The 24,911-nt window shown below is 59.4% G+C and carries 34 protein-coding genes; 25 read left to right on the plus strand and 9 right to left on the minus strand.

What is annotated here, in order from left to right; genetic code table 11:
- The first annotated feature begins 187 nt into the window (after window positions 1–187).
- Window positions 188–1,699: a P-loop ATPase, Sll1717 family gene (locus FS665_RS00595; RefSeq protein ID WP_145181772.1), complete on the plus strand. Its 1,512-nt coding sequence runs from the start codon at window positions 188–190 to the stop codon at window positions 1,697–1,699.
- 217 nt (window positions 1,700–1,916) lie between these two features.
- Here the strand turns inward: FS665_RS00595 and FS665_RS00600 are convergent, their stop codons facing one another.
- The 8 genes from FS665_RS00600 to FS665_RS00635 form a co-directional block, all read right to left on the minus strand.
- Window positions 1,917–2,192 carry a pyocin activator PrtN family protein gene (locus tag FS665_RS00600; RefSeq protein ID WP_145181775.1) on the minus strand — a complete coding sequence of 92 codons (276 nt, stop codon included), beginning with the start codon at window positions 2,190–2,192 and terminating at the stop codon, window positions 1,917–1,919.
- A gap of 127 nt (window positions 2,193–2,319) precedes the next feature.
- Complete coding sequence (locus FS665_RS00605) at window positions 2,320–2,505, minus strand: hypothetical protein (protein WP_145181778.1); 186 nt, start codon at window positions 2,503–2,505, stop codon at window positions 2,320–2,322.
- Window positions 2,502–2,705 carry a hypothetical protein gene (locus FS665_RS00610; protein ID WP_145181780.1) on the minus strand — a complete coding sequence of 68 codons (204 nt, stop codon included), beginning with the start codon at window positions 2,703–2,705 and terminating at the stop codon, window positions 2,502–2,504. Before FS665_RS00610 ends, FS665_RS00605 begins: the two co-directional genes overlap by 4 nt.
- Entirely contained in the window at window positions 2,698–3,243 is a 546-nt protein-coding gene (locus FS665_RS23590) for an AAA family ATPase (protein ID WP_256674876.1), read from the minus strand. The genes FS665_RS00610 and FS665_RS23590 overlap by 8 nt, the downstream gene beginning before the upstream one ends.
- Window positions 3,240–3,758, minus strand: a complete 519-nt coding sequence (locus tag FS665_RS00620; protein WP_145181783.1) for a hypothetical protein — start codon at window positions 3,756–3,758, stop codon at window positions 3,240–3,242. Before FS665_RS00620 ends, FS665_RS23590 begins: the two co-directional genes overlap by 4 nt.
- A gap of 90 nt (window positions 3,759–3,848) precedes the next feature.
- The gene (locus FS665_RS00625) at window positions 3,849–4,088 is read right to left on the minus strand and encodes a pyocin activator PrtN family protein (RefSeq protein ID WP_145181786.1); all 240 of its coding nucleotides are present in this window, start codon (window positions 4,086–4,088) and stop codon (window positions 3,849–3,851) included.
- Window positions 4,085–4,594: a hypothetical protein gene (locus FS665_RS00630; RefSeq protein WP_145181789.1), complete on the minus strand. Its 510-nt coding sequence runs from the start codon at window positions 4,592–4,594 to the stop codon at window positions 4,085–4,087. Before FS665_RS00630 ends, FS665_RS00625 begins: the two co-directional genes overlap by 4 nt.
- Window positions 4,595–4,850: 256 nt before the next feature.
- On the minus strand, window positions 4,851–5,510 hold the full coding sequence (locus FS665_RS00635; RefSeq protein ID WP_145181792.1) for a LexA family transcriptional regulator: 660 nt from the start codon (window positions 5,508–5,510) through the stop codon (window positions 4,851–4,853).
- Window positions 5,511–5,607: 97 nt separating this feature from the next.
- Here FS665_RS00635 and FS665_RS00640 point away from each other — a divergent pair, with 97 nt between their 5' ends.
- The 5 genes from FS665_RS00640 (at window position 5,608) to FS665_RS00660 (ending at window position 10,347) form a co-directional block, all read left to right on the plus strand.
- The gene (locus FS665_RS00640; RefSeq protein WP_145181795.1) at window positions 5,608–5,805 is read left to right on the plus strand and encodes a helix-turn-helix domain-containing protein; all 198 of its coding nucleotides are present in this window, start codon (window positions 5,608–5,610) and stop codon (window positions 5,803–5,805) included.
- 218 nt (window positions 5,806–6,023) lie between these two features.
- On the plus strand, window positions 6,024–6,512 hold the full coding sequence (locus FS665_RS00645; protein WP_145181798.1) for a phage regulatory CII family protein: 489 nt from the start codon (window positions 6,024–6,026) through the stop codon (window positions 6,510–6,512).
- Window positions 6,505–6,708: a TraR/DksA C4-type zinc finger protein gene (locus FS665_RS00650; protein WP_132846510.1), complete on the plus strand. Its 204-nt coding sequence runs from the start codon at window positions 6,505–6,507 to the stop codon at window positions 6,706–6,708. The genes FS665_RS00645 and FS665_RS00650 overlap by 8 nt, the downstream gene beginning before the upstream one ends.
- The gene (locus tag FS665_RS00655) at window positions 6,705–9,476 is read left to right on the plus strand and encodes a bifunctional DNA primase/polymerase (RefSeq protein WP_145181801.1); all 2,772 of its coding nucleotides are present in this window, start codon (window positions 6,705–6,707) and stop codon (window positions 9,474–9,476) included. The genes FS665_RS00650 and FS665_RS00655 overlap by 4 nt, the downstream gene beginning before the upstream one ends.
- Window positions 9,477–9,807: 331 nt before the next feature.
- The gene (locus FS665_RS00660) at window positions 9,808–10,347 is read left to right on the plus strand and encodes a hypothetical protein (RefSeq protein WP_145181805.1); all 540 of its coding nucleotides are present in this window, start codon (window positions 9,808–9,810) and stop codon (window positions 10,345–10,347) included.
- Window positions 10,348–10,692: 345 nt separating this feature from the next.
- On the opposite strand, the gene FS665_RS00665 is transcribed toward FS665_RS00660, so the two are convergent.
- Window positions 10,693–10,959: a DUF1883 domain-containing protein gene (locus FS665_RS00665; protein WP_145181809.1), complete on the minus strand. Its 267-nt coding sequence runs from the start codon at window positions 10,957–10,959 to the stop codon at window positions 10,693–10,695.
- Between the two features lie 77 nt (window positions 10,960–11,036).
- Here FS665_RS00665 and FS665_RS00670 point away from each other — a divergent pair, with 77 nt between their 5' ends.
- The 19 genes from FS665_RS00670 (at window position 11,037) to FS665_RS00760 (ending at window position 24,861) form a co-directional block, all read left to right on the plus strand.
- Complete coding sequence (locus FS665_RS00670) at window positions 11,037–11,384, plus strand: phage holin family protein (RefSeq protein WP_145181812.1); 348 nt, start codon at window positions 11,037–11,039, stop codon at window positions 11,382–11,384.
- 148 nt (window positions 11,385–11,532) lie between these two features.
- Window positions 11,533–12,054 (plus strand): terminase small subunit, encoded by a 522-nt coding sequence (locus tag FS665_RS00675; RefSeq protein WP_145181815.1) that lies wholly within the window; start codon window positions 11,533–11,535, stop codon window positions 12,052–12,054.
- Window positions 12,055–12,097: 43 nt separating this feature from the next.
- Entirely contained in the window at window positions 12,098–13,984 is a 1,887-nt protein-coding gene (locus FS665_RS00680; RefSeq protein WP_178108269.1) for a phage terminase large subunit family protein, read from the plus strand.
- Between the two features lie 12 nt (window positions 13,985–13,996).
- Complete coding sequence (locus tag FS665_RS00685) at window positions 13,997–14,212, plus strand: hypothetical protein (protein ID WP_145181818.1); 216 nt, start codon at window positions 13,997–13,999, stop codon at window positions 14,210–14,212.
- 2 nt (window positions 14,213–14,214) lie between these two features.
- Window positions 14,215–15,822 carry a phage portal protein gene (locus FS665_RS00690; RefSeq protein ID WP_145181821.1) on the plus strand — a complete coding sequence of 536 codons (1,608 nt, stop codon included), beginning with the start codon at window positions 14,215–14,217 and terminating at the stop codon, window positions 15,820–15,822.
- Window positions 15,823–15,824: 2 nt separating this feature from the next.
- Complete coding sequence (locus tag FS665_RS00695) at window positions 15,825–17,045, plus strand: S49 family peptidase (RefSeq protein WP_145181824.1); 1,221 nt, start codon at window positions 15,825–15,827, stop codon at window positions 17,043–17,045.
- A gap of 13 nt (window positions 17,046–17,058) precedes the next feature.
- Complete coding sequence (locus tag FS665_RS00700; RefSeq protein WP_145181827.1) at window positions 17,059–17,409, plus strand: head decoration protein; 351 nt, start codon at window positions 17,059–17,061, stop codon at window positions 17,407–17,409.
- An 11-nt stretch (window positions 17,410–17,420) separates the two neighbouring features.
- Window positions 17,421–18,452: a major capsid protein gene (locus FS665_RS00705; protein WP_145181829.1), complete on the plus strand. Its 1,032-nt coding sequence runs from the start codon at window positions 17,421–17,423 to the stop codon at window positions 18,450–18,452.
- 1 nt (window position 18,453) lies between these two features.
- Entirely contained in the window at window positions 18,454–18,750 is a 297-nt protein-coding gene (locus tag FS665_RS00710) for a hypothetical protein (protein ID WP_145181832.1), read from the plus strand.
- 2 nt (window positions 18,751–18,752) lie between these two features.
- A complete protein-coding gene (locus FS665_RS00715) occupies window positions 18,753–19,073 on the plus strand; it encodes a hypothetical protein (RefSeq protein ID WP_145181835.1) in 321 nt (106 codons plus the stop codon).
- Window positions 19,070–19,738, plus strand: a complete 669-nt coding sequence (locus FS665_RS00720; protein WP_145181838.1) for a hypothetical protein — start codon at window positions 19,070–19,072, stop codon at window positions 19,736–19,738. Before FS665_RS00715 ends, FS665_RS00720 begins: the two co-directional genes overlap by 4 nt.
- Entirely contained in the window at window positions 19,731–20,264 is a 534-nt protein-coding gene (locus tag FS665_RS00725; RefSeq protein ID WP_145181840.1) for a hypothetical protein, read from the plus strand. Before FS665_RS00720 ends, FS665_RS00725 begins: the two co-directional genes overlap by 8 nt.
- Window positions 20,261–20,821 carry a phage baseplate assembly protein V gene (locus tag FS665_RS00730; RefSeq protein WP_145181850.1) on the plus strand — a complete coding sequence of 187 codons (561 nt, stop codon included), beginning with the start codon at window positions 20,261–20,263 and terminating at the stop codon, window positions 20,819–20,821. Before FS665_RS00725 ends, FS665_RS00730 begins: the two co-directional genes overlap by 4 nt.
- 42 nt (window positions 20,822–20,863) lie before the next feature.
- Entirely contained in the window at window positions 20,864–21,100 is a 237-nt protein-coding gene (locus FS665_RS00735; RefSeq protein WP_145181853.1) for a hypothetical protein, read from the plus strand.
- A gap of 3 nt (window positions 21,101–21,103) precedes the next feature.
- Complete coding sequence (locus FS665_RS00740; protein WP_145181873.1) at window positions 21,104–21,430, plus strand: GPW/gp25 family protein; 327 nt, start codon at window positions 21,104–21,106, stop codon at window positions 21,428–21,430.
- Window positions 21,427–22,308: a baseplate J/gp47 family protein gene (locus FS665_RS00745; protein WP_145181875.1), complete on the plus strand. Its 882-nt coding sequence runs from the start codon at window positions 21,427–21,429 to the stop codon at window positions 22,306–22,308. The genes FS665_RS00740 and FS665_RS00745 overlap by 4 nt, the downstream gene beginning before the upstream one ends.
- Window positions 22,308–22,913: a phage tail protein I gene (locus tag FS665_RS00750; RefSeq protein ID WP_145181878.1), complete on the plus strand. Its 606-nt coding sequence runs from the start codon at window positions 22,308–22,310 to the stop codon at window positions 22,911–22,913. Before FS665_RS00745 ends, FS665_RS00750 begins: the two co-directional genes overlap by 1 nt.
- A complete protein-coding gene (locus FS665_RS00755; protein WP_145181881.1) occupies window positions 22,910–24,433 on the plus strand; it encodes a phage tail protein in 1,524 nt (507 codons plus the stop codon). The genes FS665_RS00750 and FS665_RS00755 overlap by 4 nt, the downstream gene beginning before the upstream one ends.
- Window positions 24,433–24,861 (plus strand): phage tail assembly chaperone, encoded by a 429-nt coding sequence (locus FS665_RS00760; protein WP_145181884.1) that lies wholly within the window; start codon window positions 24,433–24,435, stop codon window positions 24,859–24,861. The genes FS665_RS00755 and FS665_RS00760 overlap by 1 nt, the downstream gene beginning before the upstream one ends.
- Window positions 24,862–24,911 lie beyond the last annotated feature (50 nt).

Raw genomic sequence — 24,911 nt, forward strand, 5'->3', positions numbered from 1 at the left:
GGCGATTAATGGCCAAGAGAGGACGCTCGTGCTGGGCTAATACTGCATTTTGGCCCGATGTACAGCCCGAAGCTGACACGGGACGCCCCTCGCTCCCCAAATAGCGCTATTTTTGTTGCGTCCTGACCAGAATTCAGGCAGAAAGCGCTGAGCAAACTGATTTGTACATGTGCGTAAGGAGATCAGCATGAACACTACTACTGATACACGGGAAGTCTTAAACCTACTAGATGTAGGGAACTCTGTTGCTGAGTTTGACCAATCACTAGAAAAGTATTTTGTAGAAAACGAAGCGTTCAATGCTCTGATTAGTGATCGCGCAGATATTATAGCGGGCGATAAAGGTACGGGTAAAACAGCGGTATACCGCATTCTTCAGAAACGATATGCTAGTCTGCCTGAGCTAAAAGGTATCGAGGTTTTGGCGGGTTTTAATCCGTCAGGTAATCCGATATTTCAGAAGCTTGTGCAGCAAGAGCAATTAACTGAGGGGCAATATTCTTCTTTGTGGAAGGCGTACTTTCTTTCCCTGATCGGAAATTGGGCTCTCGGTATCGTGGAAGATGCCGGGACGCCGGCGTTTATCAAACTAGAAAAACTCTTGGTCGATACAGGGTTGCGGTCCGCTGATGATAAACCCGCAACCATTTTTAGCAAGATTATCAACTCTATTCAAAAAGTTTTCTCTCCTACATCCGCGGAGATGGAAATGAGCATTTCTGAGACCGGAGTGCCCATAGTAATACCGAGATTACATTTCGGGAAAAATGAAGAGGCTCCTGTAAAAGAAATACCTCACGAAAATTCCTTGAATTTATTAAACGATTGCCTCAAAGAACTAGATGTTAAAGTCTGGGTGGCAATGGATCGCCTTGACGAAGCTTTTCAGGGCTTTCCCGATATAGAGATACCAGCGCTACGTGCATTGCTAAGGACATATCTTGATCTTTGGGAGTTTGATCAATTACGTTTGAAATTGTTCGTGCGACGCGACCTATTTCGTAGAATTATCGGAGATGGATTCGTCAATCTTACCCACATCAATGCAAGAAAAAAAGAAATTATCTGGGATGAGGCCGATCTATTGAATCTCCTGACTCGAAGAATCAAAGATGGAGAAAAATTTATTGAAAAAATATCTGGAGAAAACTCTACTGATGAGCAGATTTTTTATCAGATTTTTCCCCCCAAAGTTGATCAAGCAGAACGAAAGCCTACGACGCTAAATTGGGTAATGTCGAGGATACGTGACGGCAATGATGTCCGCCCCCCGAGGAATCTGATCGATTTGGTTGAGATGGCTCGTGAAGAACAAATGCGCGCGGACGCCAGAACACCAAGAACTCTAGAGACTGAAAAAATCCTGATAGCTTCTGACGCAATTAAAGCAGCTCAAGTGAGACTTAGTGCTCAGCGCGTTCAGGACACTTTGATGGCAGAAGCTGGAGTGGAAACCGCTAGTCGTATAGACAAATTCCGAGGTTCTAAGGCTGAGCATAACCTCGCTTCCCTGAGTTCGATGCTTGGTATAGTAGATGGAGAGCTTAATAAGGCCATAAGACATCTAAAGGAAATAGGCTTCCTTGAGGAAATACGCGGTCGGAACACATGGAAAGTTCCAATGCTGTATCGAGAGGGTTTAGAAGTTACCCAAGGTAAAGCATTTTCCAACGAGGCCGCAAATGAAGACGATGAATAGGGCGCTCTTCAAGTGAGGTTGGGGTAGAGAAATTACAGGAACCAGCCAGAAGCCGTCACATGCAGCAACCACCTAAAGGGCCGCTTGCGGCCGGGAGCTGCCTTTCGCGAAGGGCAGCTATGGATTGTTAGCTGTCCTCGCCAAAGATCGGGCCGGGTTGATCATCGACGATGTCGACGACCACCGACACCCGGCCATGCGAGGTGCGATCTCCCGGTTAGCCGGCCCGGAGTGTCTTGTTCAATTGTGCACACTCCTTACGCGCAGCCTCCCGCTGCTGATCCAGGTATTGCGCCAGATCGGCAATATGAATGCCTCGCGCGCTCTTCTGGCTTGTCTCGAGCCTGGTGATAGGAAGCATGATCTGTCCGGCAAGAACCTTCCGCTGAAACATGTCAGGGGTGAGGTGGGTGAAGTAGTCACTGCATACCTGTTCGAGCGAGATAATCGCCATGCCGTTGTACTGCGCCATCAAAACAAAGGCTGTGTTCATGCATGGCCCTCCTGCTGCTGCGAAGTCGGCTCTACGCTATAGGATCGAGCGGAGTTCTGCCTGTCGGGTAGCATTGATAAGGACCTGCAGTGATTAACTTTAGTGCTCCAAATTTGGAGGTCGATTTTCATGCCATAGCCCTCCGGCGGATAATGAAACCGGCTGCCTTGCGGGTCTTGGAGCGCTGGTCGTGGTTGCCCTTCACGCGAGCTTTACCGCAGATGTCGCAGATGAACGACATGGCGGGCCGAAGCATCGGCTGCATGCCCTTGGGCGTGCGCGTGGTCGGTGTGTAGGTCGATGTGTCGATCACAGCAAGTACCTCTCATGGACTCGGCGGGTGTTCGGGCTGAGAGCCAGATGTTCAAGGTTTGTGGCGCTTTTTACAGTCGGTAGCGTGCGTGTAGCAGTGGGGTGGGCGGAGCTGCTGCGATACAGCTTGACCAAGGTGGCGATCAGCGCCACGGTGAGCGCAAGGCTGATCAGCTGCCAGGTGCGCGTCGAGTTAGGCATGTTGACGGCCCTCGTTGAGCTGGCTGAGCACCTGTTTCCTGGCAAGTTCGAACAGATCGTTGGCGGATACTGGCTTGACGGACTGCTCGCAGTTGCGCACGGCGTCAAACCGAGTGCGGTACAGCCCGGCCTGGCCGAGCCAAGCGATGGCGTGGTGCTCGGCGTTTGATACTGAGCAGTCGTGAGCTTCTGGGACAGTGCCTTGGTGATCGCGCCCGCACTTCCTGCAGTGATATGTGCCGCCGTCATCACCTTCGCTCATGTACCAATCATGACGGTGCGTGCTCATGCGGCCTTCCTGTTGATAGGTGATCTGCATGGCCTGGTCGAAGGTCATCACTCGGCCTTTGAAGTACCAGCCTGGATTGTCAGCGTTGGTCTGCACCAGGGTGTCCAGCAGCGGTACAGGTGCCCCTGCGTCCCAGTTGTCGAGGATCTGGCTCAGGCCCAGCGATTTTGCGATGGCTTGGGCATTGGTGGTCTTGCCGCACCCGACTGGGCCGTGGACGAGGCAACTGCGAAGATTCTGAGTCGTCATGCTGCAGCCCCTGCGTTGGCGGCGCTGGCCGGAGTGCTGCGCAGCTGGGCATGGATCCGCTTGGCCAGCTCGTCAATGACTTCAGCCTGGGCGCCTGCTCGCGTTGCCTCGACTTCGGTTCTCAGGGCTTTGAAGGTGCGCTGAGCCAGGCGCATCGTGGACGAGGCGCTTACTAGTTTGTCGTAGTCCGCCTTCGTCACCGCGAGGCCGGTGTACGCCATGATTCGGGCTTCAAGTTCGCTGATACTTGCCTTAAGCGCAGCAATGCTGGCTTGGCGCGCGGCAAGCTGCACATTGCCGGTTTGCTGGGTGCGCAGCAGCTCTGCGCGTAGATCGTCCAGCGCCTGTTTGGCTTCCTTGAGCTGCAAGCTCAAGGTCTGGTCGTGGAAGGTTTTGCCGGCCTCGAAGCCTCGGGCATAAGCAAGGCGGCGTGCCTTGGCGATCAGGAAAGGAAGGATGATCAGGGTGACCATCCAGGCTATACCAGCGGCGAGCGCGTACTGATGTGTTTGCATGTGCTGTGCTCAAAGTGCCCAGCACCGGCCGGTGGTGTGGTGATGGCCAGGTGCTGGATGCGATGCCCCTGATGGCCGGGGCCGCCTCTGCTATACCGTCTGCTTCGCTTGGGTGTCGAGGTAGTCGGCGAGGTCGTGCAGGTAAATCACGTACTGGGCTCGAGCTGAGTGGTGCAGCTTTCTAGGCTTCAGCCCAATCTTTCCGGTGTTAATCAACTCCCTGAACCGGCGGTCTGTCTTGATGTGAGGGAAGTAGTGCTCTCGCACAGCAGTCAACGTCGGGCAGGGAGTGGTCCACTGCTTGCGTAACTGCCCAAGCGTCTCTGTCATCGGTGCTCCCCATGCCCCTCGGGGATTTGGCCGAGCTTTGTGCGCACTGCATCTGCGAGCGCGGTCTTGCAGCTGCCGTATGCCGTCGCGTAGACCTCCCCCTGGTCGTTGGTCACAACGGTGCCGAAAGGATGGTGCTCGTCGGTCGTGGGGGTGATGTAAGCATGCAAGCCTTCCGGTAATACCTGGCTCACACAGTCCAGCGCTTCCATCAGGGCGATAGCGCGCTGGATTTGCTGTCCCGACTCAGTTCGGCCATTGGCTACGTCCTGCAGAAAGTCGCGCAGGGACATGTACTTGGTCGAGTCGCCGCGGCGCAGCGTGATCGAGCCTGTGAACGGACCGAAACGGACCTGCAGGTGATGGTCGCGGTCGTCGTTCTCCACCTGGATGTGAGCATCTACGATGGTTTCAGGGCGTCGCAGCGGGCAGGTAGCGCTGCCGCCGTGCTCCAGCGTCCCTTCCAGAAGCATCACTCGACGCAGATTGATGGTGAATTCGGTCATGCCTCACCCCCATTGGGGATGGCGCGGACATGACCGGCAGGGGAGACGACAAGGCGAAGCCCGGTTGACCTTTGAAATGCTTCAACGGTGGAAGGGCGGGTGCAGGTGGTTGGGTGCAGGTAGACCTTACACCCACTGTTTGGCTGTGCAGTTGGCATTTCTGGACCTCGGTGGTGAGAGGATGGTGGTCCAGACAATACTTAAACGAATTTTTCCGGTCAATACCTAAACGAGACGAAGTCTATTCGTTTTGTGTTTAAAAAATTTCCACCTTCGAGATGACCACACCACAGATGGTTGCGTCACTCGGCAGTTCGATGATTGGGTCAGGCCACGAGGGGTTCAGCGGCTTCAAAAATCGCCGATCACCCTCGACGACCAGCTGCTTGAACGTTGCCTCTTTGCTGTTAGCCAGTTTAACGATAACGAGTGAGCCATTTTCATAGTCCCTCGCCGGGTCCACGAAGATGATGTCTCCCTCTCGGAAAGAGCGGCGTTCATGAGGGTTAAACATGGAAAGCCCTCGAACCCTCAGGGCGAACGTCGTGCTGCTGTGCGAGATGACGCAGGGGAGCCACGTTTCTGCATCCTCAAGTTCGAACGGTTCTTGCATCTCGCACCAGGCTCCAGCCTGTACCCAAGAAATCAGAGGTACGAAACCACGGACTTTGGGTCCTGGCTCCACATTGGCCGTTGGTCCGAGTGGCGGGGGATTACTCCCTTCGCCCTTCCATAGCCACTCGGTCGTGACTCCGAGCACTTTTGCGATTCGCTCCACATTCTCCTGACGGGGGCTAGCTGACGTGCCCGACAGGATCCTATGGATGGTTGGCTGTGGTACTCCCGAGCGCCGGGCGAGTTCGCCACCGGACAGGCCGAGTTCATGCATGCGCTTTGCTACGCGATTCCCTATCACTGCTGTTGGCTCTGATTAGTTTGCGTATCACAAGTGTATTGCTCTGTCCTATTCGTTTGGGTAACATCAGGTTATTCGCTAACGAATAGGTTGCATCATGTCCATACAAGAGATGCTGGGAGCGCTGATCGAGAAGGGCTTTTCGCAACGTGCGATTGCAGAGCGGGTTGGCGTTACGCAGCCAACTATCTATCGCGCAACGAAGGGAGCGGCGGTCCGCTATGAGGTAGGAAAGTCTATCGAAGCTTTTTACGAGGAACAGGTAGTAAGAAACAAGGACAAGAAGGATCGTTGAGCTGGGGCCTCTCACCACAAGAATCTCCCCAGCTCAACGTTGACGGTGCTTAGCACCGTAAAGCCCGCCATCCGGTTGCCTCTCACCACAAGAATCGCCGGATGACTAGAACCGCGTGAAATGCCCGCACAGCACGCAAAGCACAACACACCGGTCGTATTCACAGGATAGGACGTTGAAAGCCCTGTGACTACACCGTAAACCGAGGATTTACGGTTATGAGTCGCGTTGATCTATTGCCGGACGCTGGTCCGGTCCTCGCATTGCGGCAGGCGCTCTATCGCGCTGGTCGCGACTATCACGGTGGCATCACCAAGCTGGCCTTCGATATGGTCATGGACGTGGATGCCCTGCAGAAGAAGCTTCACCCCACCGAAGAGCGTCGTTGGCCCAGCCCGGACGAAATTGAAGAGATCGTCCGTTGGACCGCTGATCCACGGCTGCTTGATGCGCTCGTCCGCCCGGCGGGTGCCGTCTGGTATCGCCCAGAGCCAGTCCCAGCGACCAATGCAGCGCTGCAGGCGGTAGCGAAGCTCCTTGAAGAGTCCAGCGAGTTTGTCGGTACCTTGCACGACGGTGCCGCCGACAATGTCTGGACGGCTGGTGAAGTGCTCGACCTTGAGCAGCGCGGCATGGATGTGATCCGCCAAGTGCTGGCCATCATGGCGGGTGCCCGTCAGTCCATGGAGGACGAAGCTCATGGCTGATGTAATCGATGTGGCCAATGACCAGGCCGACTACCACCTGCAGGTGGCGCTTCAGCGCCGCGTTCGTCCAGCGACTAAGCCGAGCGCGCAGTTCTGCGAAGACTGCGATGAACCAATCCCGGAGGTACGGCAGCAACTGGTGGCGGGGTGCGAGACTTGCATCAGCTGCCAGGAACTGCGGGAGCGCCGCAGATGAGCGAGCGCCCAACCTCTACTACAGCTGATTGGGCGCGGCGGTACATTGAAGCCTTCGATCTCGCCTTGGTTCCGATTGAACCAGGTGAGAAGGGGCCGAAGGGTGCCGGCTGGAACAAGCCAGGTGGCTACTTCACGGACGTCTCTAAGGCTGAGGCGTTTTGGACTGCGAGCCCGAATCACAATCTTGGTGTTGTGCTCGGGCCGAGTCGTGTCTGCTCGCTCGACGTTGATGACGTTGAGCTGACCCGGCAGGTCTTGCAGCAGACCCTTGGGCTCGACGTTGACGCGCTCGCTGATGCGTTCCCCACCTCAGTAGGCAACCCTGAACGATTCCGCGTGATGTTCCGCGTTCCTGAGGGAGTGGAACTGAGTCGCCACGCCTTGGTTTGGCCAAACAAGAACGACCCTGATGGCACCATCTACAAAGGGCTCATGGTGCAAGTAAAGGCTGCCATGGACGAGGGGGATGCAGGACGCGAGGCGGCATTCCGCATGGCGGCTGAGCCCTTCAAAAAAGTTACAGTTTTCGAGCTTAGAGGCGGTCTGGTGCAGGATGTGTTGCCACCATCCATTCACCCTGGCACTCGCAAGCCTTACACATGGCGTACAGCGCCGAATGCAGACGGCTTGCCGGAATTGCCGGGCGACTTGTTGACCATCTGGCAGAATTGGGACGAATTCAAGCCGAAGGGGGAAGCTGTTTGCCCTTGGAAGCCCAAGGCGGCAACGCTTGCGCCTGCAGCTCGCCCCGTGGCCACCTCATCATCAGCGGCAGCCCGATCTGGTGACCGGCTCCCCGAGGTCATCCCTGAATTCAACCGCATCCATGACATCGCCACGATGATTGAGGCGCATGGTTACAAGCGCATCGATGGGAAGTGGTTGAGCCCACATAGCAGTTCAGGGCTGCCCGGTGTGACCATCAAGGATGGCAAGCTCTACTCGCATCACACCTCTGATCCGCTGGCGAATGGGCACAAGAACGATGCGTTTGACGTGTTCTGCATCCTGATGCACGACGGCGACCAGAAGTCTGCGACCAGGGCTGCTGCTCGGATCCTCGGTATTGACGCGAAGTCCCGTCCGCCTGCCCCGCCGCCATTGGGTGAGCTTCCCCACGCCCCATCAGTTGTCGAGCAGTCCGAGCTGCCTACGCTCGCCGACAGCGATGCCGCACAGCTTCCCCACGGCCCATCAGACGTTGAAGCGCCCAGCTCGGCCGCCTCCTCGGCCTCCGGGGGGGAGGGGGCGGATGGTCTGGTGTTGAAAAGCGCCATGCGCCGATTCGCATTGGTCGAGGGCTCCACTAACGTGTGGGATCTCGACAAAGGACAGTCGATGAAGCGTGCCGGGTTCGAGGCGCTTGTAGGCAAGCCGCTCGCCAAACAGTGGATGGAGCGGACAGACAAAAAGCTGATGTCGCTCGACCAAGTGAAAGAGCTGGAACAGGTTAAAAGGTTGGGGGCAAAGAAGGGCGGCGCCCTGAAGCTGGATCCCATTGAGCGGTACGTCTACATCGACGGCACCAAGGATGTCTGGGATCGGGAGAAAAAGCGCCGTATACCTGAAGGCGCGGTCAAGATGGCCTTGGGTGACGAATATAAGTGGTGGCTGAACAGCCAGGATCGCCGTGTTGTCGACGTGGACCACATCGTGTTCGATCCGACCATGACCAAAGATCCGGCCATCTATATCAACACCTTCGAGGGTTTGCCGCTCGAGCCCATGCGTAATGACGCGGCCTGCGAGAACCTGCGCTGGCTGATGTCATTCCTGTGCAACCACGACGCGGAGGCGCTGGAATGGCTCGTCAAGTGGCTCGCCTACCCGCTGCAGCACATGGGCGCGAAGATGGACACCGCGATCCTGTTTCACTCCACCATGGAGGGCTCAGGCAAAAGCCTCATGTTCGCGGATGTAATGGGCGAGCTGTATGGCCAGTATGGCGCGACAGTCGGGCAGACCCAGTTGGAAGGTAGTTTCAACGCCTGGCAGAGCCGCAAGCTGTGGGCAGTGTTTGAAGAGGTTGTCAGCCGAGACCAACGTTACAACCAAGTCGGCAAGATCAAACACATGATCACCGGCAAGACGGTGCGCATGGAGTCGAAGTTCATCAACGGCTGGGAAGAGGCCAACCATATGAACTCGGCGTTCCTCAGCAACGAGATCATGCCGTGGCCGATCAGCGAAGACGACCGACGGATGTTGGTGATGTGGCCTCTTGAGACGCTGCCGCCGGAGCGCCAGAAGGCGATCAGCCGGGAGCTGGCGAACGGTGGAGTGGCTGCCTTGTACGGCTGGCTGCTTGATGTCGAGTTGGGGGAATTCAACCAGCGCACGCGGCCGCCCAAAACCGAGGCTCGCCAGCGCCTGGTTGAGTTGAGCCGCACTGCTTGGCAGACCTTCTTCTATCTGTGGCGTGCCGGTGAGTTGGGGCACGGCCTGTGGGGGTGCGCGCTGACAAGCGATGTGTACGCCATGTTCGCCGAGTGGTGCTCGCACAACCGGGAAGGCGTGATGAGCCAGACGAAGTTCTCGCTGATGCTCAGCGCGAAAGTGGAGAAGACCCGAGCGATTCCCTGGACCGATGGCAACAACCGGCGGTTCGCCGCGTTCTTCTTTCCTGACGATGGTGATCCTTCCCTGCCCCCATCCATGAAGTCGGCCGAGCTGGGCAAGAACGTCGTCGAGTGGCGTGCCAGGGCGAAGCTGGCTGGCTGGAACGTTGATGGCTGGGACCACGTTAAGAGGGTGCTCGCGGCATGACTACCTCTATTTGTGTGTTGGGTGTGTTGGGTTTGTGTCGGGTTGGATTGAGCTACCCAACACAGTCGGATTGCCCGCAATCAGTGGCTTGCACGGGTGGTGTGTTGGGTGTGTTGGGTTTGTCTACGCACGCGCGCGTGCGCGTAATTTTTTGCACTGCCATCAATGAAGAAAAAAAACTCTATGCGAGAACCAATAAACCCAACAAACCCAACACACTCAACACACATTCATCTAATCAACTGATTTCATTGGGTTTTATTTGTGTTGGGTTTGTGTCGGGTTTTGGAAATGGGTGTTGGGTGCAGGTTTGGGGGGAATGGCGATGAGCATGGATCAGGAAGTGGGTCTCCTACTGCGGGTCACGCAGCACCAGATCGATATCGCAGAGCTTATTGATCCCGCCGAGCGCCTGCGCCTGGTGGGCGAACTGATGCTCCACTGGGGAGAACAGCGCCGCCTGTTTGGGCTTAAGGCGAGTCTGGGTAGTCAGATGGGGACGATCATGGAATGGAAGGGGGCTGCGCCTCGCGGTGGCGTGTCGGGTCATCGCATTCTGGTTGCCGGTGCTGGTATGGATCACTCAGCAGCAGAAGTAGATGCTGCTGTCATCCAACTGGGGAGGCGAGACAAGCGGGGGGAAACGTTGGCCAAGCTGGCAGAGATGCGCTACTTCTTGGGCTTCACTATTCGGGAGCAAATGAGGGTGGTTGGGCTGGCGGAAGATGCTGATCGCACCTATCGCAACTGGGTAAAAGCCCTGCATCTGCAGGTGTTTGCCATCCTTGCCGCCCGCGCTGGTCGCGTCCGGCAACAAACCGTTCGTCGGGTCACTATGCGTCGAGTGTGCGCCGAAGATGCGCCGAAGTAGCGTCGAAGCGGATAACCGAAAATAGCCCCTTTTCGGTTTTTCCGGTGGCCTGTAAAAAGTCACCACGATGTGAAAAGTGCGCTTAGGCGCTGACCCAACAAGCACTGTGCTGTGCAACCCGCCCCGATCTGTCGGAGCATCGAGAACCCTGCCAACTGGCGGGGTTTTCTTTTGGGTGCACTTTAGGAGATGAAGATGCGAGTTGAAGTGCGAGATGACGGCGGAGAACTGATCTGGTCGAGAAGCCCCGTAGGCGGATTTACAAGCGATGCCTACGGGGCCGATGGAACACTCAACCGCTTAGAGCGCGCGCTGGAGATAGCGCTTGATCAATGTCGAGGTGAGTTAGCCATTTCGATGAATAGTGATCGAGTGGCGGATCTGGGCGGAGCCACCCCCTAGATCAATGGTGATATTCCAGTAGCCGGAATGTGGAGCAGCAACACGTGCCGGTAGTTGCTTATAGAAACCACCGTAGTACTGGTGCTGCCTTCCATTCTTGAAGTTCGAAAACTGGGTGTCGGTTGTGAGCCGGACGTTGCATTGGTGGGAGCAGTCAACCTCGACGACATCACCTTCGTTCAAATGCTCGCGTTTGTGCAAGAAATGCATAAGGCCTCCTTAGCCTTTGTGGTTGCACTTTGACATTAGCACCTTACAAGGCCTGTTTCAGAGGAAGCTGCCAAGACATGACAAATGAACAACAAGCGTTAGTTGAGATGCCGATCTGGATGGTGATCGTGCTGTCCCTGGTCGGCGGCGTATCCGGTGAAATGTGGCGTGCGGATCGAGCGGGGGCACGCGGTTGGGCATTGGTCCGGCGGATTGCCCTGCGGTCCGGCGCATGCGTGGTCTGCGGGATGGCAACCATCATGCTGCTGTACTCGGCCGGTGCGTCGATCTGGGCGGCCGCTGCCTTTGGTTGCTTGACTGCAACAGCCGGTGCAGACGTTGCGATTGGCCTGTATGAGCGCTGGGCTGCCAAACGGCTGGGCGTCGAACAGGTACCGCCGGCCAGCGGCGAGGCGGGGCAGTGACCGTCGCCGGGGATGGGGGTGGGGTCGGGCGGCGCCCGCTGATTTTTGGGTCCTCCCCCCGGGCCGCCCCCTACACGGGTGCGCAGACTCGCGGTTTCCCTGCAGCTGAGATTCCTGCAGGGATGTCCGTCTTTTCAAGGACTTAGTGATGGGCAAGACAGTCAGCAAGGTCGAACTAGGCGAGATCATCGGCCGAGATGAACGGACGCTGAGCCGCTGGCAGAAGGATGGGATGCCAGTAATCGAATTCGGCTTGGGGCGTGGCAACGAAAACCAGTACGACACCCAGGCGGTGGTTGAGTGGTTGATGCGACAAGCCGCGTTGAACGGCAAGAAGGAATCAACACGTGATCGCCTCGACCGTATTCGTGGCGACCGCGAAGAGATCGCGCTGGCGCGTGAACTCGGTGAAGTTGTGATCGAGGCCGAGATGGTCGAGCGCTTCGAGGCGGTGATCACTGCTGCGAAGATCGAACTGCTCAACACGTTCCCCGATGAGCTGGCCGCGACGTTGTCTGCGAAGTACGGCATTCAGGTCGATGACCAGCTGATCCGCGAGCCCATCGAATCAATACTGAGGAGATTGTCCGCGTATGACGAGGACGACGATCTCGCTGGGGATCCTGACGAGTCGGACGACGAGGAGGGCTCTGAAGAAATCGGCGAGTAAAGCGATGGGGCGCGTCTGCCGCAAGTGGGCGCCTCCGCCGAAAATGACCATCATCGAGTGGGCCGACAGATTTCGCTGGCTCGCGCCCGAAGAATCGGCTGCACCAGGTAAGTATCGCTTCGACATTACCCCGCACTTGATCTGGCCAGGCGGACCACTTGAGGCGCTGGATGACCCGAACGTCTCTGAGATCGTTGGTCGTAAGTCGGCTCAGGTGGCCTGGACGTCGGGAGTACTGGGCAACGCCATTGGCAAGTGGATCGACCTCGAGCCATCACCCATCTTGATTCTGTTCCCCAAGGCTGAGGCGGCCAAGCAGTACGTCGCGGAAAAGCTGGAACCGATGATCGAGGCCACCAAGCGGCTGCGGAAGAAAGTCGACCTGCGTAGCCGCAAGCTGCAGCAGCGACAGGACTTCAAGCGCTTCCCCGGAGGATTTCTGAAAATGGTCGGCTCCAACAGCCCGGCCAGTGTGAAGTCCACACCGGTGCCAAAGGTTGCCATCGAAGAGCCCGACGACTGCAACCTGAACCTGCGGGGGCAGGGGGACAGCATCAAGCTGGCGAAGGAGCGTTTGAAGACCTTCCGCCGCTCGAAGATCATCATTGGTGGTACGCCGACCATCAAGGGCTTATCTGCTATCGACGCGGAGCTGGAGCTGTCGGACAAGCGGGTGGGCTTGGTCCCATGCCACGGCTGTGGTCAGTCGCACCCGCTGAGCTTCGATCATCTGCACTGTGACGAGGACGAGCACTACTTCCACGAGGTGTACGGCAAGCGGCGACCAGAAACGGCTTACTACGCATGCCCTCACTGCGGGGAAATCTGGGATGACCATCAGAAAAACGCCAATCTGAAGCACGGGCGTTGGGAAGCCACTGCCGAATTTCGAGGCATTGCCGGATACATCCTCAACGAGTTGTATGCGACGTTTCACGGCTCCCGCTTCGAAGTGCTGATGGAAAAGAAGCTGCAGGCCGAACATGCCATGCGGTTGGGCAATATTGGCCCAATGATCGCCTTCACCAACAGTTCGATGGGTGAAAGCTACGAGTACAAGAGCGACGCACCCAAAACGGACGAGCTGGAGAAGCGCGCTGAACCCTACGCCGAGATGACTGCGCCGAAGGGCACACTGCTGGTCACGGTCGGCGTGGACGTCCAAGGCGACCGTCTTGCCCTGGTAATCGTCGGATGGGGTAGGGGTGAGGAGTCTTGGCGGCTTTACTGGGGCGAATTGCCCGGCAACCCCATCGACCCCCACGACCCCGTGTGGACCGAGCTGGACAAGATCATCGCAACCCCGATCCCTACCGAGAGCGGTGCCCAGCTCGCCGTCTCGGCGGTCAGCATCGACAGCTCTGATGGTAATACCAGCGATGCCGTGTACACCTACGTTAGAGACCGCCAGCGGTTCAACATCATGGCGATCAAGGGCGCGTCCATCGATAGCCGGGACCGGGAGATCTTCACCAAGCCGGCCCAGTCTGCGGACACCAGCCAAGACAACACCAAGGCAGCGAAGTATGGCCTGCGCGTGTTCATCGTCGGCACTCACAAGGCCAAGACATTGATCGATGGCCGGATGAAGCTTAAGGGCGCCGGGCCGGGGCGGATGCACTGGTACAGCGAGATCCGCTCGGATTACTACGAGCAGGTGACCAACGAGGTGCTGGCCCCGCACCCGCGCAACCCCAGCAAGATGGTCTGGCAGAAAAAGGCCGGGCGGCGCAACGAAGCCCTGGACTGCGAGGTGTACGCCTTGCACGCAGCTCGCAGCCTGAAAACGCACCTGCTGCGCGATCACGAGTGGGACCAGCTGGAGCAGCAACTGCTTCAGCCCACCCTCTTCACAACTGAGCAGGCGGTGGCGCCGGTTCCCCGCCGCGCAGTTGCGCGCGGCAGGGGCACTCGGAGCCGCGTCAGCTAACCGAGGTTCACCATGACAGATGCACAACAACGCCTTGATGAGGTCCGGGCGGCGATCTCTCGCGTCCTGAAGAACGGGCAGCGCTTGCGTCGGCAGGATCGTGAGATCCAGTTGGCCGAGCTCAACAGCTTGCGCTTGCTGGAAAGGCAGTACGCAGCCGATGTCGCGGCAGAGACGGCAGCCCGGCAAGGCCGTGGCCGTAACCGCGTTTCCTATGTGGGGATCTGACTATGTGGCCGTTCCGAAAGCGGGATTCAGCTGCTGAACAGCTGATGACGGAAGCAATCCGAGTGGCCAGGGCATCGGTTGACGGGCAGCAGATTGTTGCCCAGGGCGGCGGCGGTGGTGTTGAAACCCGTTGGCGTGGCGCCTCTCGAATGCTGCGCAGCGTGGCCAGCTGGATTCCTGGCTTGGGTAGCCCTCGACGCGATTTCAACCACAGCGAGCGCCGCATGCTGGTGGCCCGCTCCCGCGATGCCATGCGCAACCACCTGGTCGCCCGAGCGGCGATCACTCGATTGCGTACCAATGTGGTGGGCACCGGACTGGTCTGCCGCGCCCAGGTCGATCATGAGGCATTGGGTCTGACCGAAGAAGAGGCCGAGCAGCTCAACGCGCAGTTGGACCGGTTGTGGTCCTTGTACGCCGATGACCCGCGAGAGTGTGATGCAGAAGCTTCGCTCAATCACTACCAGCTGCAGGCCCTGGTGCTGGTTTCGTCGATGGTGGCCGGCGACGTATTTGTTGCCAGTCCCGATCAAGAACGGGCTGGCTGCATCTTCAGCACGCGCCTGCAACTGATCGAATCTGACCGCGTCGGCAACCCCAATGGCGGCATGGACCGGGCAGATTTGGTGGAAGGAGTCGAATTCGACGGGCTGGGCGCGCCAGTTGCGTACCACGTATGCACCGGCTATCCCGGCGAGCATTTGCTGGGCAAGACGCTGCAGTGGGAACGGCTGGCGGTGTTCGGTGCTGAAACCGGGCGCCGCCGGGTGCTGCACGTCATGGCTGACAAAGAGCGACCAGGACAGAAGCGCGGCGCGCCTTACTTGTCGCCGGTGCTGGAGCCGCTGCAGAAGTTGGAGCGGTACAGCAGCGCCGAGCTGATGGCAGCGGTGATCTCGGCGATGTTCACTGTGTTCATCAAGAAGAGCGACGGCTTCAATAACAACAACCTGCCCATGTCCGCGCTGACGGAGGAGCAGCCCGGCGGAGATGACACCTCTGATGGTGCAATCGCGCTGGGCGAAGGTGCGATTGTTGACCTGGGCGTCGGTGAGGAACCGATGATCGCCAACCCCGGCCGGCCAAACGCCCAGTTCGATCCGTTCTTCACTGCAGTGGTGAAAGAGATCGGCGCCGCGCTGGAGCTGCCGCTGGAAGAGCTGTTGCTGCACTACAGCAGCAGCTACAGCGCCGCTCGGGCGGCGATGTTGCAGGCCTGGCGCTTCTACAGCCTGCGACGCTGGTGGCTAGCTTGTGACTTCTGCCAGCCAAGTCGTGAGCTGGTCATTGATGAGGCAGTGGCCAGAGGGCTGATTGACCTACCTGGTTACAGCGACTCAGCCAAGCGCAAAGCCTATTGCCAGGCCATCTGGATCGGGCCGGCTCGAGGCGCGATTGACGAGCTCAAGGAAGCCAACGCCGCAGGCAAGCGCATCGAGATCGGTGTCAGTAACGAGACGCTGGAAACGGCGGCGATGACTGGTGAGCCCTGGCAGCAGGTTATTCGTCAGCGCACACGCGAGGTCGCCTACCGCCGTGAGCACAACATGCAGGCCTTGCCCAAGAGCGGGCTTGAGTCCCCGCCTGAAAACAATCCCAAAGAGGAATAACCATGCCTCGTGCACTTGAGTTGGCTGCCTCGCAGCCCTGGCTGATGTTGCCCGACGCCTTGGACAACCTGCTGACCATCTCCGACCGCATGGGCGATCCGGTGGCGCTGGCGACCAAGCGCGGCGAGCGGCTGGATGAAACCCGGCGCGTCACTATGCGTGGCAACGTGGCAGTAGTGCCGGTCATCGGCCCGATTTTTCGGTACGCCAACCTGTTCACCGAGATCAGCGGTGCCACCAGCACCCAGATCCTGGCCACGGACATTCAGCGTGCCCTGGACGATCCAAAGGTCAAGTCCATCGTGCTGAACATCGACAGCCCAGGTGGTGTGGCATCCGGTATTAACGAACTGGCCGAGCTTATTTACGCCGGCCGGGAGCGCAAGCGGATCGTTGCCTACATCGGCGGCATCGGAGCCAGCGCGGCCTACTGGATCGCCTCGGCGGCGGGCGAGATCGTGATCGACGAGGCCAGCTTGGCCGGAAGCATCGGCGTTGTGGTCGAGGCCGTGGTTGAGGACGAAAAGAAGACCGGTCGCACCCGCTACCAGATCGTCAGCCGTAACGCGCCGAACAAGCGACCCGACCTCGGTACCGAGGAAGGCCGCGCCAAGATGGGCGAAACCATCGACGCGATGGCGGAAGTCTTCGTGGGCAAGGTTGCCCGCAACCTCGGCGTGGCTGCCGAGAAGGTACCCGAGATGGGCGACCACGGTGGCATTCGCGTAGGAGCGGACGCCGTCCAGCACGGCCTGGCCCATCGCGTGGGCTCGTTGGAATCCCTGATCACCGAACTGGCCAAGCCGGCCATTACTTTACCAAGGACAAACACCATGACCACCGTCAAGACCACGGCAGAACTGCGCACTGCCATTGCAGCTGGCACCGACCCCAACACCATCGAAATCGCCCAGGCCGATCAACCTGATACCGCAGCGATTCGCGCCGAAGGCGCCACGGCCGAGCGTGAGCGTATCAAGGGCATCAATGCCCTGGCCGTGAAGGGCTTCGAGAAGGAGATCGGCGCGGCGATCGATGATGGCAGCTCGGTTGAAGCCACTGCGCTGGTGCTGTTCAAGGCCTCGCAAGATCGCGGCATCTCGCTCGCTGGCATCAAGGGTGATGCGCAAGGCATCACCGGCAGCACCCCGCCGGAAGGCGGTCCAGCTGGCGAGCGCAAGACCGCTGTCAGCGCAATCGTTTCTGGCGCCTCGCGCCGCTAACTAGGAGCTCCTCATGGCCAACCCAACTACCCATACCTTCACACCTTCCCAGATCGAGGCGGGCGACTTTCCCATTGTGATGGAATCCGGCGTCATCGCCGCCGGCCAGCAATTGTTGCGCGGTGCTGTGCTGGGGCAAGTCACCGCATCTGGTGAGTACCTGTTGTGTAAGGCCGCTGCCGAAGACGGCTCCCAGACGCCCAAAGTGATCCTCGACCAGGACGTAGACACGACCGATGGCGCTAAGAGCGCGCCACTTCGCCTGACCGGCCAGGTGCTGGGCAGTCAGCTCACCCTCGGTGATGGCCTGACCCTGGCAGTTGCCAAAGCGGCGCTGCGTCCTCTCTGCCTCTTCATTCGTTAATCGGAGCCCACATGACTGACATTTTCGACACGCTAACCATGCTGGAAGCCGTTGAGCAGCTGGCAACGCCGCGCCGCTTCCTCATGAACACCTTCTTCAACGGCGGTTTCCCCGAAACCTTCCCCACTGAGACGGTGACCATCGATATCGTGAAAGGGCAGCGCAAGATGGCGCCGTTCGTTCACCCGACCCTGCCAGGTAGCGTCTCGCAGCGCACCGGCATTGCCTCGTCGACCTACAAGCCGCCGTACATCCAGCCCAAGCGTGTTACTCAGGCGGGGCTGATCCTCAAGCGAGGCGCAGGTGAAAACCCGTTCTCCACTCGCACACCGCTTGAGCGCGCAGGCGAGCGGCTCGGCCGTGACCTGGTGGACCTCGAGAGCGAGATCATTCGCCGAGAAGAGTGGATGTGCGCCCAGGCGCTGACCACTGGCCGTATCCGCGTTGTCGGCGATGGCGTGGATGACACCATCGACTTCCTCATGGAGGACACCCACAAGGTCTCGCTCGCCACCGGCCGCTGGAACACTGCCGGTTCGGACCCCATCGGCAATCTGCGCCAGTGGCGCCGCCTGATTGCGAAGGATTCGGGCCGCTCGGCAAACGTCGCCGTGTTGAGCGCTGAGGCGCAGGATGCATTCCAGAGCAATGACATGGTGATGAAGCAACTGAACACTCGTCGTGTCGACCTGGGAATGATCAAGCCAGAAGAGCTCCCCGACGGTGTGACCTACCTCGGCTACCTGAGTGATCCGGGTGTAGACCTCTATGCGTACGACGAGTGGTACCTGGATGACGAGGACGGTGAAAAGCCAATGATCCCGGCGGGCGGCCTGATCCTGGGCTCTACCGCGACTCGCAACGCGATGCTGTATGCGGCGATTCAGGATCTGGAGGCCATCGAAAGCGGCCTGGTCGAGGCGGCGCGCTTCCCGAAGAGCTGGGTTACCCAAGAGCCGAGTCAGCGCTGGCTGAAGGTTCAGGCTGCACCATTGCCTGGTCTGCTCGAGCCGAACGCGTTCCTCTCCGCCAAGGTGGTGTGACATGGCTGCCAAGATCGAGTACGTGGTGGTCGATGGCTGTGTTCAGGACGGTACCAAGACCGTGCGCAAGGGCGAGGTCTACGTGCCGCCCTCCGTGGAGGTCCGCGAATTCCTGATCGCCGAAGGCCGCATCGTGGCCCGTGGCAAGCTGGACTCCTCCGGCAGCCGTGCACCAAAGCGTGCAGCTGCACCGTCGCCGACCCCGAGTCCTGCACCGACCGATGATGGCGGTGAAGAGGACGAGGAAGAGGAGGAGGAAGAAGACGAGGAGAAAGACGACCTCGACCAAGGTAACTGACCATGGCCTTCCGCGATCTGGTGGCGGATATGGACACGGCGCTGCTAGATGAGCTGGGGGATGAAGTCCAGATCGAAGGTATCGCCGAACCGGTCACCGGGTTTATGTCCGTTCCATGGCAGCAGCCGAAGGTCGGCACGATCAACACCGGGCTTCGCCAGCCGGTGTTTTCGGTGCGAGTGAGTCAAGCGGCAGGCATCAAGGAAGGCCTGTACCTGGTCTGTGACCTTGCTCCAGCTGATGGCGGTGGCCGCTACATCATCGCCAGAGGTGACCCGGATGGCACGGGCTGGATCAACTTCGCTCTTCGGGAGGTGCGATGAGTGTCGGGAGCTATCACAAGGAGTCTGCCAGGTCAGCTCTGATCACACTGCAGTTGAACCCCAAGCAAGTTAAGGGGTTCGAGCAGTTCGCCGGCTTGGTTCCCAAAGCCATCAATGCTGCCCAGCGCCGGGCCATCAACAAAACCTTACGCTGGCTGCGTACGCATATCGCAAGGTCGGTAGGCCGACAGGAGCGCATTGCTATCGCGGCAGTAAGGCAGCGACTAATGGCCTACCCGATGGGAGGTAACGGGCAGGGGAGGTTATGGTTTGGCATCAACCCGATTGAGGCCAGCCGAGCTGGACGGGTTAACCAGAGTCGGTCAGGTGTCTCTGTGGCCGGGAGGCGGTACAAGGGCGCCTTCTATCGCCAGGTGTACGGCAACAACCCTGATATCTGGATTCGGGCCGGCAGTAAGCACTTCACCGCCAAAGACTACCCCGACAGTACGAAAACCGTTCGCAAAAAGGGCCGCTCGGGCTGGATTGCCGAGACGACCAGTGTCGGACGTTTCCCCTTGGCTAAGGCCAAGATCTCGCTCGAGGAAGTCCGGCCCCATTTTGAATCATGGACGAACAAAGCTCATGAGCGGCTGTTGGTCGTGATGGAGCAAGAGTTGAACTTCGAGTTGCACAAGCTCACACGGAGAACCGGTAATGGCTGATGATCCAATCCCCCTGGCGAGGGTTTACGCCGCCATGGAAGAGACCATCGGTCGCGTGGTCCCTGGCTTGAATTACGTTGGCACGATGCCAGGGCGGCTGCAGACGATATCGGTACCGGCTGTCGTGTTGGAGTTTTCCGGCTTTGAGCCGGCCGAACATGACCCTGGGACCGGCGAAGTAGCGATTGATGCACGCTTCGAGGCGCGAGCCATCGTCGGTACCGAATACGACGACCACCTGCATGTGGTGGCGTTCATCGCTGCGCAGTTGGCAGTGCTGCTGCGGATGCAGACCTGGGGCATAGAAGTGGAACCTGCTTTGCTGGTTCGGGCTGAGCCTGACTGGAGCCGCCCGGAGCTGGATGGGTTGGCTGTTTGGGTGGTCGAGTGGACGCAGGTCGTTTATCTCGGCGAGGAAGAGTGGCCCTGGCCTGATCAGCCGCCCGGTACTCTGGTGTTCGGTTTCAGCCCAGAAACCGGCCCAGGCAGCGAACATCAGTACCTGGCGCCGGAGGACATGGCATGAGTTACACATCCGCCATGCACGACCGCATGTTGGCGTGCATGGTGATCCCCTGCACGGTGGTGGCTGTCGATCTGGCCGCAGCGCGCGTGCGCGTTTCGGATGGCGGCACCTGGACGAGCGCCTGGGTTCGTTGGCACGCGCAAGCCGCTGGTAAGGCCCGTCACTGGCGGTCGCCCAGCTTGGGCGAGCAGGGCGTACTTGTCAGCCCGAGCGGCGAGCCGGCACAGGGCACCTTTGTGCCGGGGTTGTACGGGAATGCAGGTGATCAGCCGGACAATCGCGACCATGTCGAGGTTTGGCGCTTCGATGATGGTGGCTCCCTGGTCTACGACTGGGCGGCCAGCAGTTACACCATCAAGGTGCCTTCCGGCACTGTGACCATTGAAGTGGGAGGTACCAAGGCAGTGCTCACCGACGACGCCATCACGGCCGAGTCGGCGAACATCACGCTGACCGGTAACGTCAAGATCGTGGGGCCGCTACAGGTCTCAGGCGACATCAACGGTGGTGGCCGGATCATTGATACGGCCGGCAACACGGCCAACCACAAGCACTGAATCAAGCCCGCAAATGCGGGCTTTTTCGTATCTGGAGGAAGTATGGCCAAAGCAGAAAAAGAGTCTCTCGCTGAGGGGGTAGGGCTGGAGATCGCCACGGAGCCGGAACCGGCCAAGCCGATCACCTTTCGGGACAAGGAATACAAAGAGCGCGTGCTGCTCATGCCGAACTTCCGGGAGTTACGAGTCACGGGGGCTCGGGTGGTGGTGATGGGTGATGATTCGGCAGCCATCGCTTACCTCCGCAAGCGCCCCGACTTCGAGCAGCAGCAGGGATAACCCATGATCGGACTGGATCGCCGCACGGGGCAGCCGCTGTCCGGCACGGCCCATCTGAAACAGTCCATTGAGGACATCCTGACTACTCCCGTAGGTAGCCGACGCATGCGTCCTGAATACGGCAGCAGCCTTCGCCGCTACGTTGACCTGCCGGTTAGCGAGGGCTGGAAAAGCGCGGTGCAAGCTGAGGTGGCGCGCGCCCTGGGGCGCTGGGAGCCGCGCTTTAAGCTGGAGCGCGTGCGCGTCACGGCGGTGATCGGCGGGCAAATCACGCTGTCGCTGACCGGCGCCTACCTCGGTGACGACGTTGTATTGGAGGTGAGTGCATGAGTGCGATTGACCTTTCCCAGCTGCCGGCGCCGCAGGTGCTGGAGGACTTGGACTACGAGGCGCTGTATCAGGCCGACTTGGCGACATTTCGCGCGCACATGGGCGACAACTGGAGCGCGCCGTTAGAGAGCGATCCGGTGGTCAAGCTGCTGGAGGTCGGCGCCTACCGCAAGCTGCAGCACCGGGCGCGGATCAATGACGCGGCCAAGGCGCTGCTGCTGGCTTATGCCCAGGGTTCCGACCTGGACCAGCTGGCCGCCAACGTCAACCTGTCGCGCCTGGTGGTCCAGGCCGAGGACCTGACGGCGGTGCCGCCGGTGGCGGCTGTGCTGGAGGAGGACGACGCCTTGCGCGAGCGGGTGCAGCTGGTCTACGAGGGGCTGACCACGGCCGGCCCGCGTAACAGCTACATCCTGCACGCGCGCAACGCCTCGGGCCTGGTGGCGGATGCCACGGCCGAAAGCCCGTCGCCGGCGGTGGTGCATGTCACGGTGTTGGCCCTGGAGGGCACCGGCGCCGCCTCGGCCGAGTTGCTGACCACGGTGGCCGCCTACCTGAACGACGACGACGTGCGCCCGGTGGCGGATCGGGTGGTGGTGCAGAGTGCCGAGATTCTGCCGTATGAAATCAACGCCAAGCTGTACATGGCCAGCACCGGGCCGGAAAGCGAGGGCGTACTGGAGCAGTGCAAGGCGCGTCTGGCGGCCTGGATCAACCCCCGTCGGCGCTTGGGGGTGGAGGTGGCCCGTTCGGCGGTCGACGCCCAATTGCATATCGACGGGGTGGGCCGGGTCGAGTTGACGGGCTGGGCGGATATCCGCCCGAGTAAGTCGCAAGCGGCCTGGTGCACAGGGTTCACGGTCGGGCGGGGTGAGTGATGAGCAGTTTACTCCCGCTCAACCGCACTCCCTTGGAGATCTCCCTGGAGCACGCGTCCGATGAGCAACTGGCGATCATCCTACGCCGGCTCTACAACCCTGATACCTGTCCAGCCCGGCTGCTGTTTTTGCTGGCCTGGGCCTGGTCGGTAGACCGTTGGGATGATCGGTGGTCTGAGGCGGTCAAGCGCTCGGTGATCCGCTCGTCGTTCTACATCCATGCACATAAAGGCACCATCGGCGCGCTGCGTCGAGTAGTCGAACCCTTGGGTTACCTCATTGAGGTGCGCGAGTGGTGGCAGACGTTCCCCGAGGGTGTGCCGGGCACCTTCGAGCTGCAGGTGGGCGTGCTCGATACCGGCATCACCGAGGATATGTATCAAGAGCTAACCCGGCTGATCGATGATGCCAAGCCTGTGAGCAGGCACCTGACGGGCCTGGCCATTGCCTTATCCAGTCCAGGTTACATGCGCTTGGCTTTGGGGCTGCAAGAGGGTGAGGAAATCGACGTTTACCCTCCCTTGTCGCTCGATATCGAGGTCAGCGGCATCTATGGCCACGTAGGCCGAGAACATCAAATCGAATATCTGGACGTGTACTCATGACGACAGCGAGCAGTCAGTTTTTTGCCATTCTGACGGAGGTGGGAGAAGCCAAGCAGGCAAATGCCAATGCCTTGAGAATCCCTTGGACCTTTGCACAGATGGGCGTGGGCGATGCCAACGGCACAGAACCTATCCCTGATCGAAAGCAAACGCGCCTGATCAATGAGCGCCGCCGGGCGCCGCTTAATCAGGTGAAAGTAGACCCTGCCAACGCCAATATCATCATTGCCGAGCAGATCATCCCGCCCGACGTGGGCGGCTGGTGGATTCGCGAGATTGGCCTGTATGACGTGGACGGCGACATGGTTGCAGTCGCCAACTGCGCCCCGAGCTTCAAGCCCTTGCTCACCCAAGGCACGGGCAAGACGCAGATCGTGCGGCTGAATATCATCGTGACCAGCACGGCCAATGTGCAGTTAAAGATTGACCCGTCTGTGGTACTGGCGCCGCGTAGCTATGTGGACAATCTGTTCCTCAACATCCTGCCTCCTGACAAGGTCGCCGGCACCTACACCAAGGTACAGATCAATAGTCGTGGCGTTGTCGTGGCGGGTGATAACCCTACGACCTTGAGCGGGTACGGCATCCTTGACGCCATGCCCAAAGGGGCAGGGGGGCTGCTGACCACCCCGCCGCAGATTGACGGGCCGATGGCCGCGCTTGGCGGTACCCAGTTCGTGAGCGTGGGCAGCAAAACTACCGACAAGCCCGCCGAGGTGGATTATGGGGCGGGGTTCCACATCAAGTATCCCGATTCCAATTACAGCTTGGAACTGCTGGGCGGCGTGACCAACAACTGGTTAGGTTTTCGTCGTGTAGACGACCAAGGCAACGGCACTTGGAGGGCGATTTACCACAGCGGCAACTTCGACCCGAAAAGCAAGGCGGACGTGTCGACTACCCTGGGGGGTTACGGCATCGGCAACGCCTACACGATGACCGAAACCAACAACCTGCTGCAGCAGGTGGCCACGGCGCTGACGAACGACAAAGCCAACAAGGCCACTAGTTTGGATGGCTACAGCATCGCCAAGGCCTCACAACCCGAGGCAGAAGCCGGTGTAGACGATACAAAGGCGATGACGCCATTGCGCGTTTTCCAAGCCATCGCCAAGTTGGTCAAGCAGGCGACCGAGGCGACTTCAGGCTTGCTCAAAGTCGCCACTCAAACGCAGGTTGACGCAGGATCGGCGGACAACGTCGCGGTCACGCCGCGTAAACTGCGCTGGGGCTTCACCTTTGCGACAGGGCGGGTGGGTTACGTCATCTTTCCCAGCTACTTGGGGGGATTGATTCTGCAATGGCAAAACACCCCGGTGTCGCCGGATGCAGACATTTACGTTTACTTCCCGATCCCGTACCCGCGAGAGGTGTTCATGGTCAATGTGACGTGCGACTACACGCAGGGCAGTGGCGTACTCGACTACCACGCCAGCGGGATCATCGATAACTCGCGGTTCATCTTTCGCTCGCGTGCCGGCGCCTCGGCCGCAGGCTTTGCCTTCTCGGTGGGGTGCTAATGAAATACGCAACGTTTGGCGCTGGGGGCGTGCTGCAGCTGCGTCTGATTGAAGGCGTGCATGAGATTCCCAAGGGCGCGGTAGAGGTCAGTGATGATCTGTTCAAACAGTTGGGCGACCGTACTGATGGCGTCTGGAAGATCGATGCGGCCGGACAGATCACCAAGCACCCCCTGCCGGTGGTGGTGCCGGACTACGCCCAGCAGGAACGCGCGTGGCGCGACGGAGAGCTGGTAGCCACTGAGTGGCTGACCACTCGCCATCGCGACGAGGTCGACCTGGGCAGCGTCACGACGCTGACAGGCGAGCGCTATGCCGAGCTGCTGACCTACCGTCAGGCGCTACGAGATTGGCCCGCGACAGGGGCCTTCCCTCAATCGGCAGAACGACCCACGGCCCCGCCCTGGATCGCCGAACAAGTTCAATAAAGCCCCGCACTGTCGGGGCTTTTTCTTGCCCGTTCCTTTCTTGAGAGTCC

It is taken from the genome of Pseudomonas sp. URMO17WK12:I11, assembly GCF_007677725.1.
Taxonomy (GTDB): Bacteria; Pseudomonadota; Gammaproteobacteria; order Pseudomonadales; family Pseudomonadaceae; genus Aquipseudomonas.

Bases quoted from the DNA above. Each gene is read 5' to 3' on its own strand.
- FS665_RS00665 (WP_145181809.1), bottom strand. From the start codon at position 10,959: ATGCATTTCTTGCACAAACGCGAGCATTTGAACGAAGGTGATGTCGTC.
- FS665_RS00610 (WP_145181780.1), bottom strand. From the start codon at position 2,705: ATGCCTAACTCGACGCGCACCTGGCAGCTGATCAGCCTTGCGCTCACC.
- FS665_RS00675 (WP_145181815.1), top strand. From the start codon at position 11,533: ATGGGCAAGACAGTCAGCAAGGTCGAACTAGGCGAGATCATCGGCCGA.
- FS665_RS00750 (WP_145181878.1), top strand. From the start codon at position 22,308: ATGAGCAGTTTACTCCCGCTCAACCGCACTCCCTTGGAGATCTCCCTG.
- FS665_RS00620 (WP_145181783.1), bottom strand. From the start codon at position 3,758: ATGCAAACACATCAGTACGCGCTCGCCGCTGGTATAGCCTGGATGGTC.
- FS665_RS00690 (WP_145181821.1), top strand. From the start codon at position 14,215: ATGTGGCCGTTCCGAAAGCGGGATTCAGCTGCTGAACAGCTGATGACG.
- FS665_RS00700 (WP_145181827.1), top strand. From the start codon at position 17,059: ATGGCCAACCCAACTACCCATACCTTCACACCTTCCCAGATCGAGGCG.
- FS665_RS00625 (WP_145181786.1), bottom strand. From the start codon at position 4,088: ATGACAGAGACGCTTGGGCAGTTACGCAAGCAGTGGACCACTCCCTGC.
- FS665_RS00600 (WP_145181775.1), bottom strand. From the start codon at position 2,192: ATGAACACAGCCTTTGTTTTGATGGCGCAGTACAACGGCATGGCGATT.
- FS665_RS00715 (WP_145181835.1), top strand. From the start codon at position 18,753: ATGGCCTTCCGCGATCTGGTGGCGGATATGGACACGGCGCTGCTAGAT.
- FS665_RS00745 (WP_145181875.1), top strand. From the start codon at position 21,427: ATGAGTGCGATTGACCTTTCCCAGCTGCCGGCGCCGCAGGTGCTGGAG.
- FS665_RS00740 (WP_145181873.1), top strand. From the start codon at position 21,104: ATGATCGGACTGGATCGCCGCACGGGGCAGCCGCTGTCCGGCACGGCC.
- FS665_RS00695 (WP_145181824.1), top strand. From the start codon at position 15,825: ATGCCTCGTGCACTTGAGTTGGCTGCCTCGCAGCCCTGGCTGATGTTG.
- FS665_RS00670 (WP_145181812.1), top strand. From the start codon at position 11,037: ATGACAAATGAACAACAAGCGTTAGTTGAGATGCCGATCTGGATGGTG.
- FS665_RS00755 (WP_145181881.1), top strand. From the start codon at position 22,910: ATGACGACAGCGAGCAGTCAGTTTTTTGCCATTCTGACGGAGGTGGGA.
- FS665_RS00630 (WP_145181789.1), bottom strand. From the start codon at position 4,594: ATGACCGAATTCACCATCAATCTGCGTCGAGTGATGCTTCTGGAAGGG.
- FS665_RS00660 (WP_145181805.1), top strand. From the start codon at position 9,808: ATGGATCAGGAAGTGGGTCTCCTACTGCGGGTCACGCAGCACCAGATC.
- FS665_RS00760 (WP_145181884.1), top strand. From the start codon at position 24,433: ATGAAATACGCAACGTTTGGCGCTGGGGGCGTGCTGCAGCTGCGTCTG.
- FS665_RS00655 (WP_145181801.1), top strand. From the start codon at position 6,705: ATGAGCGAGCGCCCAACCTCTACTACAGCTGATTGGGCGCGGCGGTAC.
- FS665_RS00685 (WP_145181818.1), top strand. From the start codon at position 13,997: ATGACAGATGCACAACAACGCCTTGATGAGGTCCGGGCGGCGATCTCT.
- FS665_RS00705 (WP_145181829.1), top strand. From the start codon at position 17,421: ATGACTGACATTTTCGACACGCTAACCATGCTGGAAGCCGTTGAGCAG.
- FS665_RS00650 (WP_132846510.1), top strand. From the start codon at position 6,505: ATGGCTGATGTAATCGATGTGGCCAATGACCAGGCCGACTACCACCTG.
- FS665_RS00735 (WP_145181853.1), top strand. From the start codon at position 20,864: ATGGCCAAAGCAGAAAAAGAGTCTCTCGCTGAGGGGGTAGGGCTGGAG.
- FS665_RS00645 (WP_145181798.1), top strand. From the start codon at position 6,024: ATGAGTCGCGTTGATCTATTGCCGGACGCTGGTCCGGTCCTCGCATTG.
- FS665_RS23590 (WP_256674876.1), bottom strand. From the start codon at position 3,243: ATGACGACTCAGAATCTTCGCAGTTGCCTCGTCCACGGCCCAGTCGGG.
- FS665_RS00640 (WP_145181795.1), top strand. From the start codon at position 5,608: ATGTCCATACAAGAGATGCTGGGAGCGCTGATCGAGAAGGGCTTTTCG.
- FS665_RS00730 (WP_145181850.1), top strand. From the start codon at position 20,261: ATGAGTTACACATCCGCCATGCACGACCGCATGTTGGCGTGCATGGTG.
- FS665_RS00680 (WP_178108269.1), top strand. From the start codon at position 12,098: ATGACCATCATCGAGTGGGCCGACAGATTTCGCTGGCTCGCGCCCGAA.
- FS665_RS00720 (WP_145181838.1), top strand. From the start codon at position 19,070: ATGAGTGTCGGGAGCTATCACAAGGAGTCTGCCAGGTCAGCTCTGATC.
- FS665_RS00725 (WP_145181840.1), top strand. From the start codon at position 19,731: ATGGCTGATGATCCAATCCCCCTGGCGAGGGTTTACGCCGCCATGGAA.
- FS665_RS00595 (WP_145181772.1), top strand. From the start codon at position 188: ATGAACACTACTACTGATACACGGGAAGTCTTAAACCTACTAGATGTA.
- FS665_RS00710 (WP_145181832.1), top strand. From the start codon at position 18,454: ATGGCTGCCAAGATCGAGTACGTGGTGGTCGATGGCTGTGTTCAGGAC.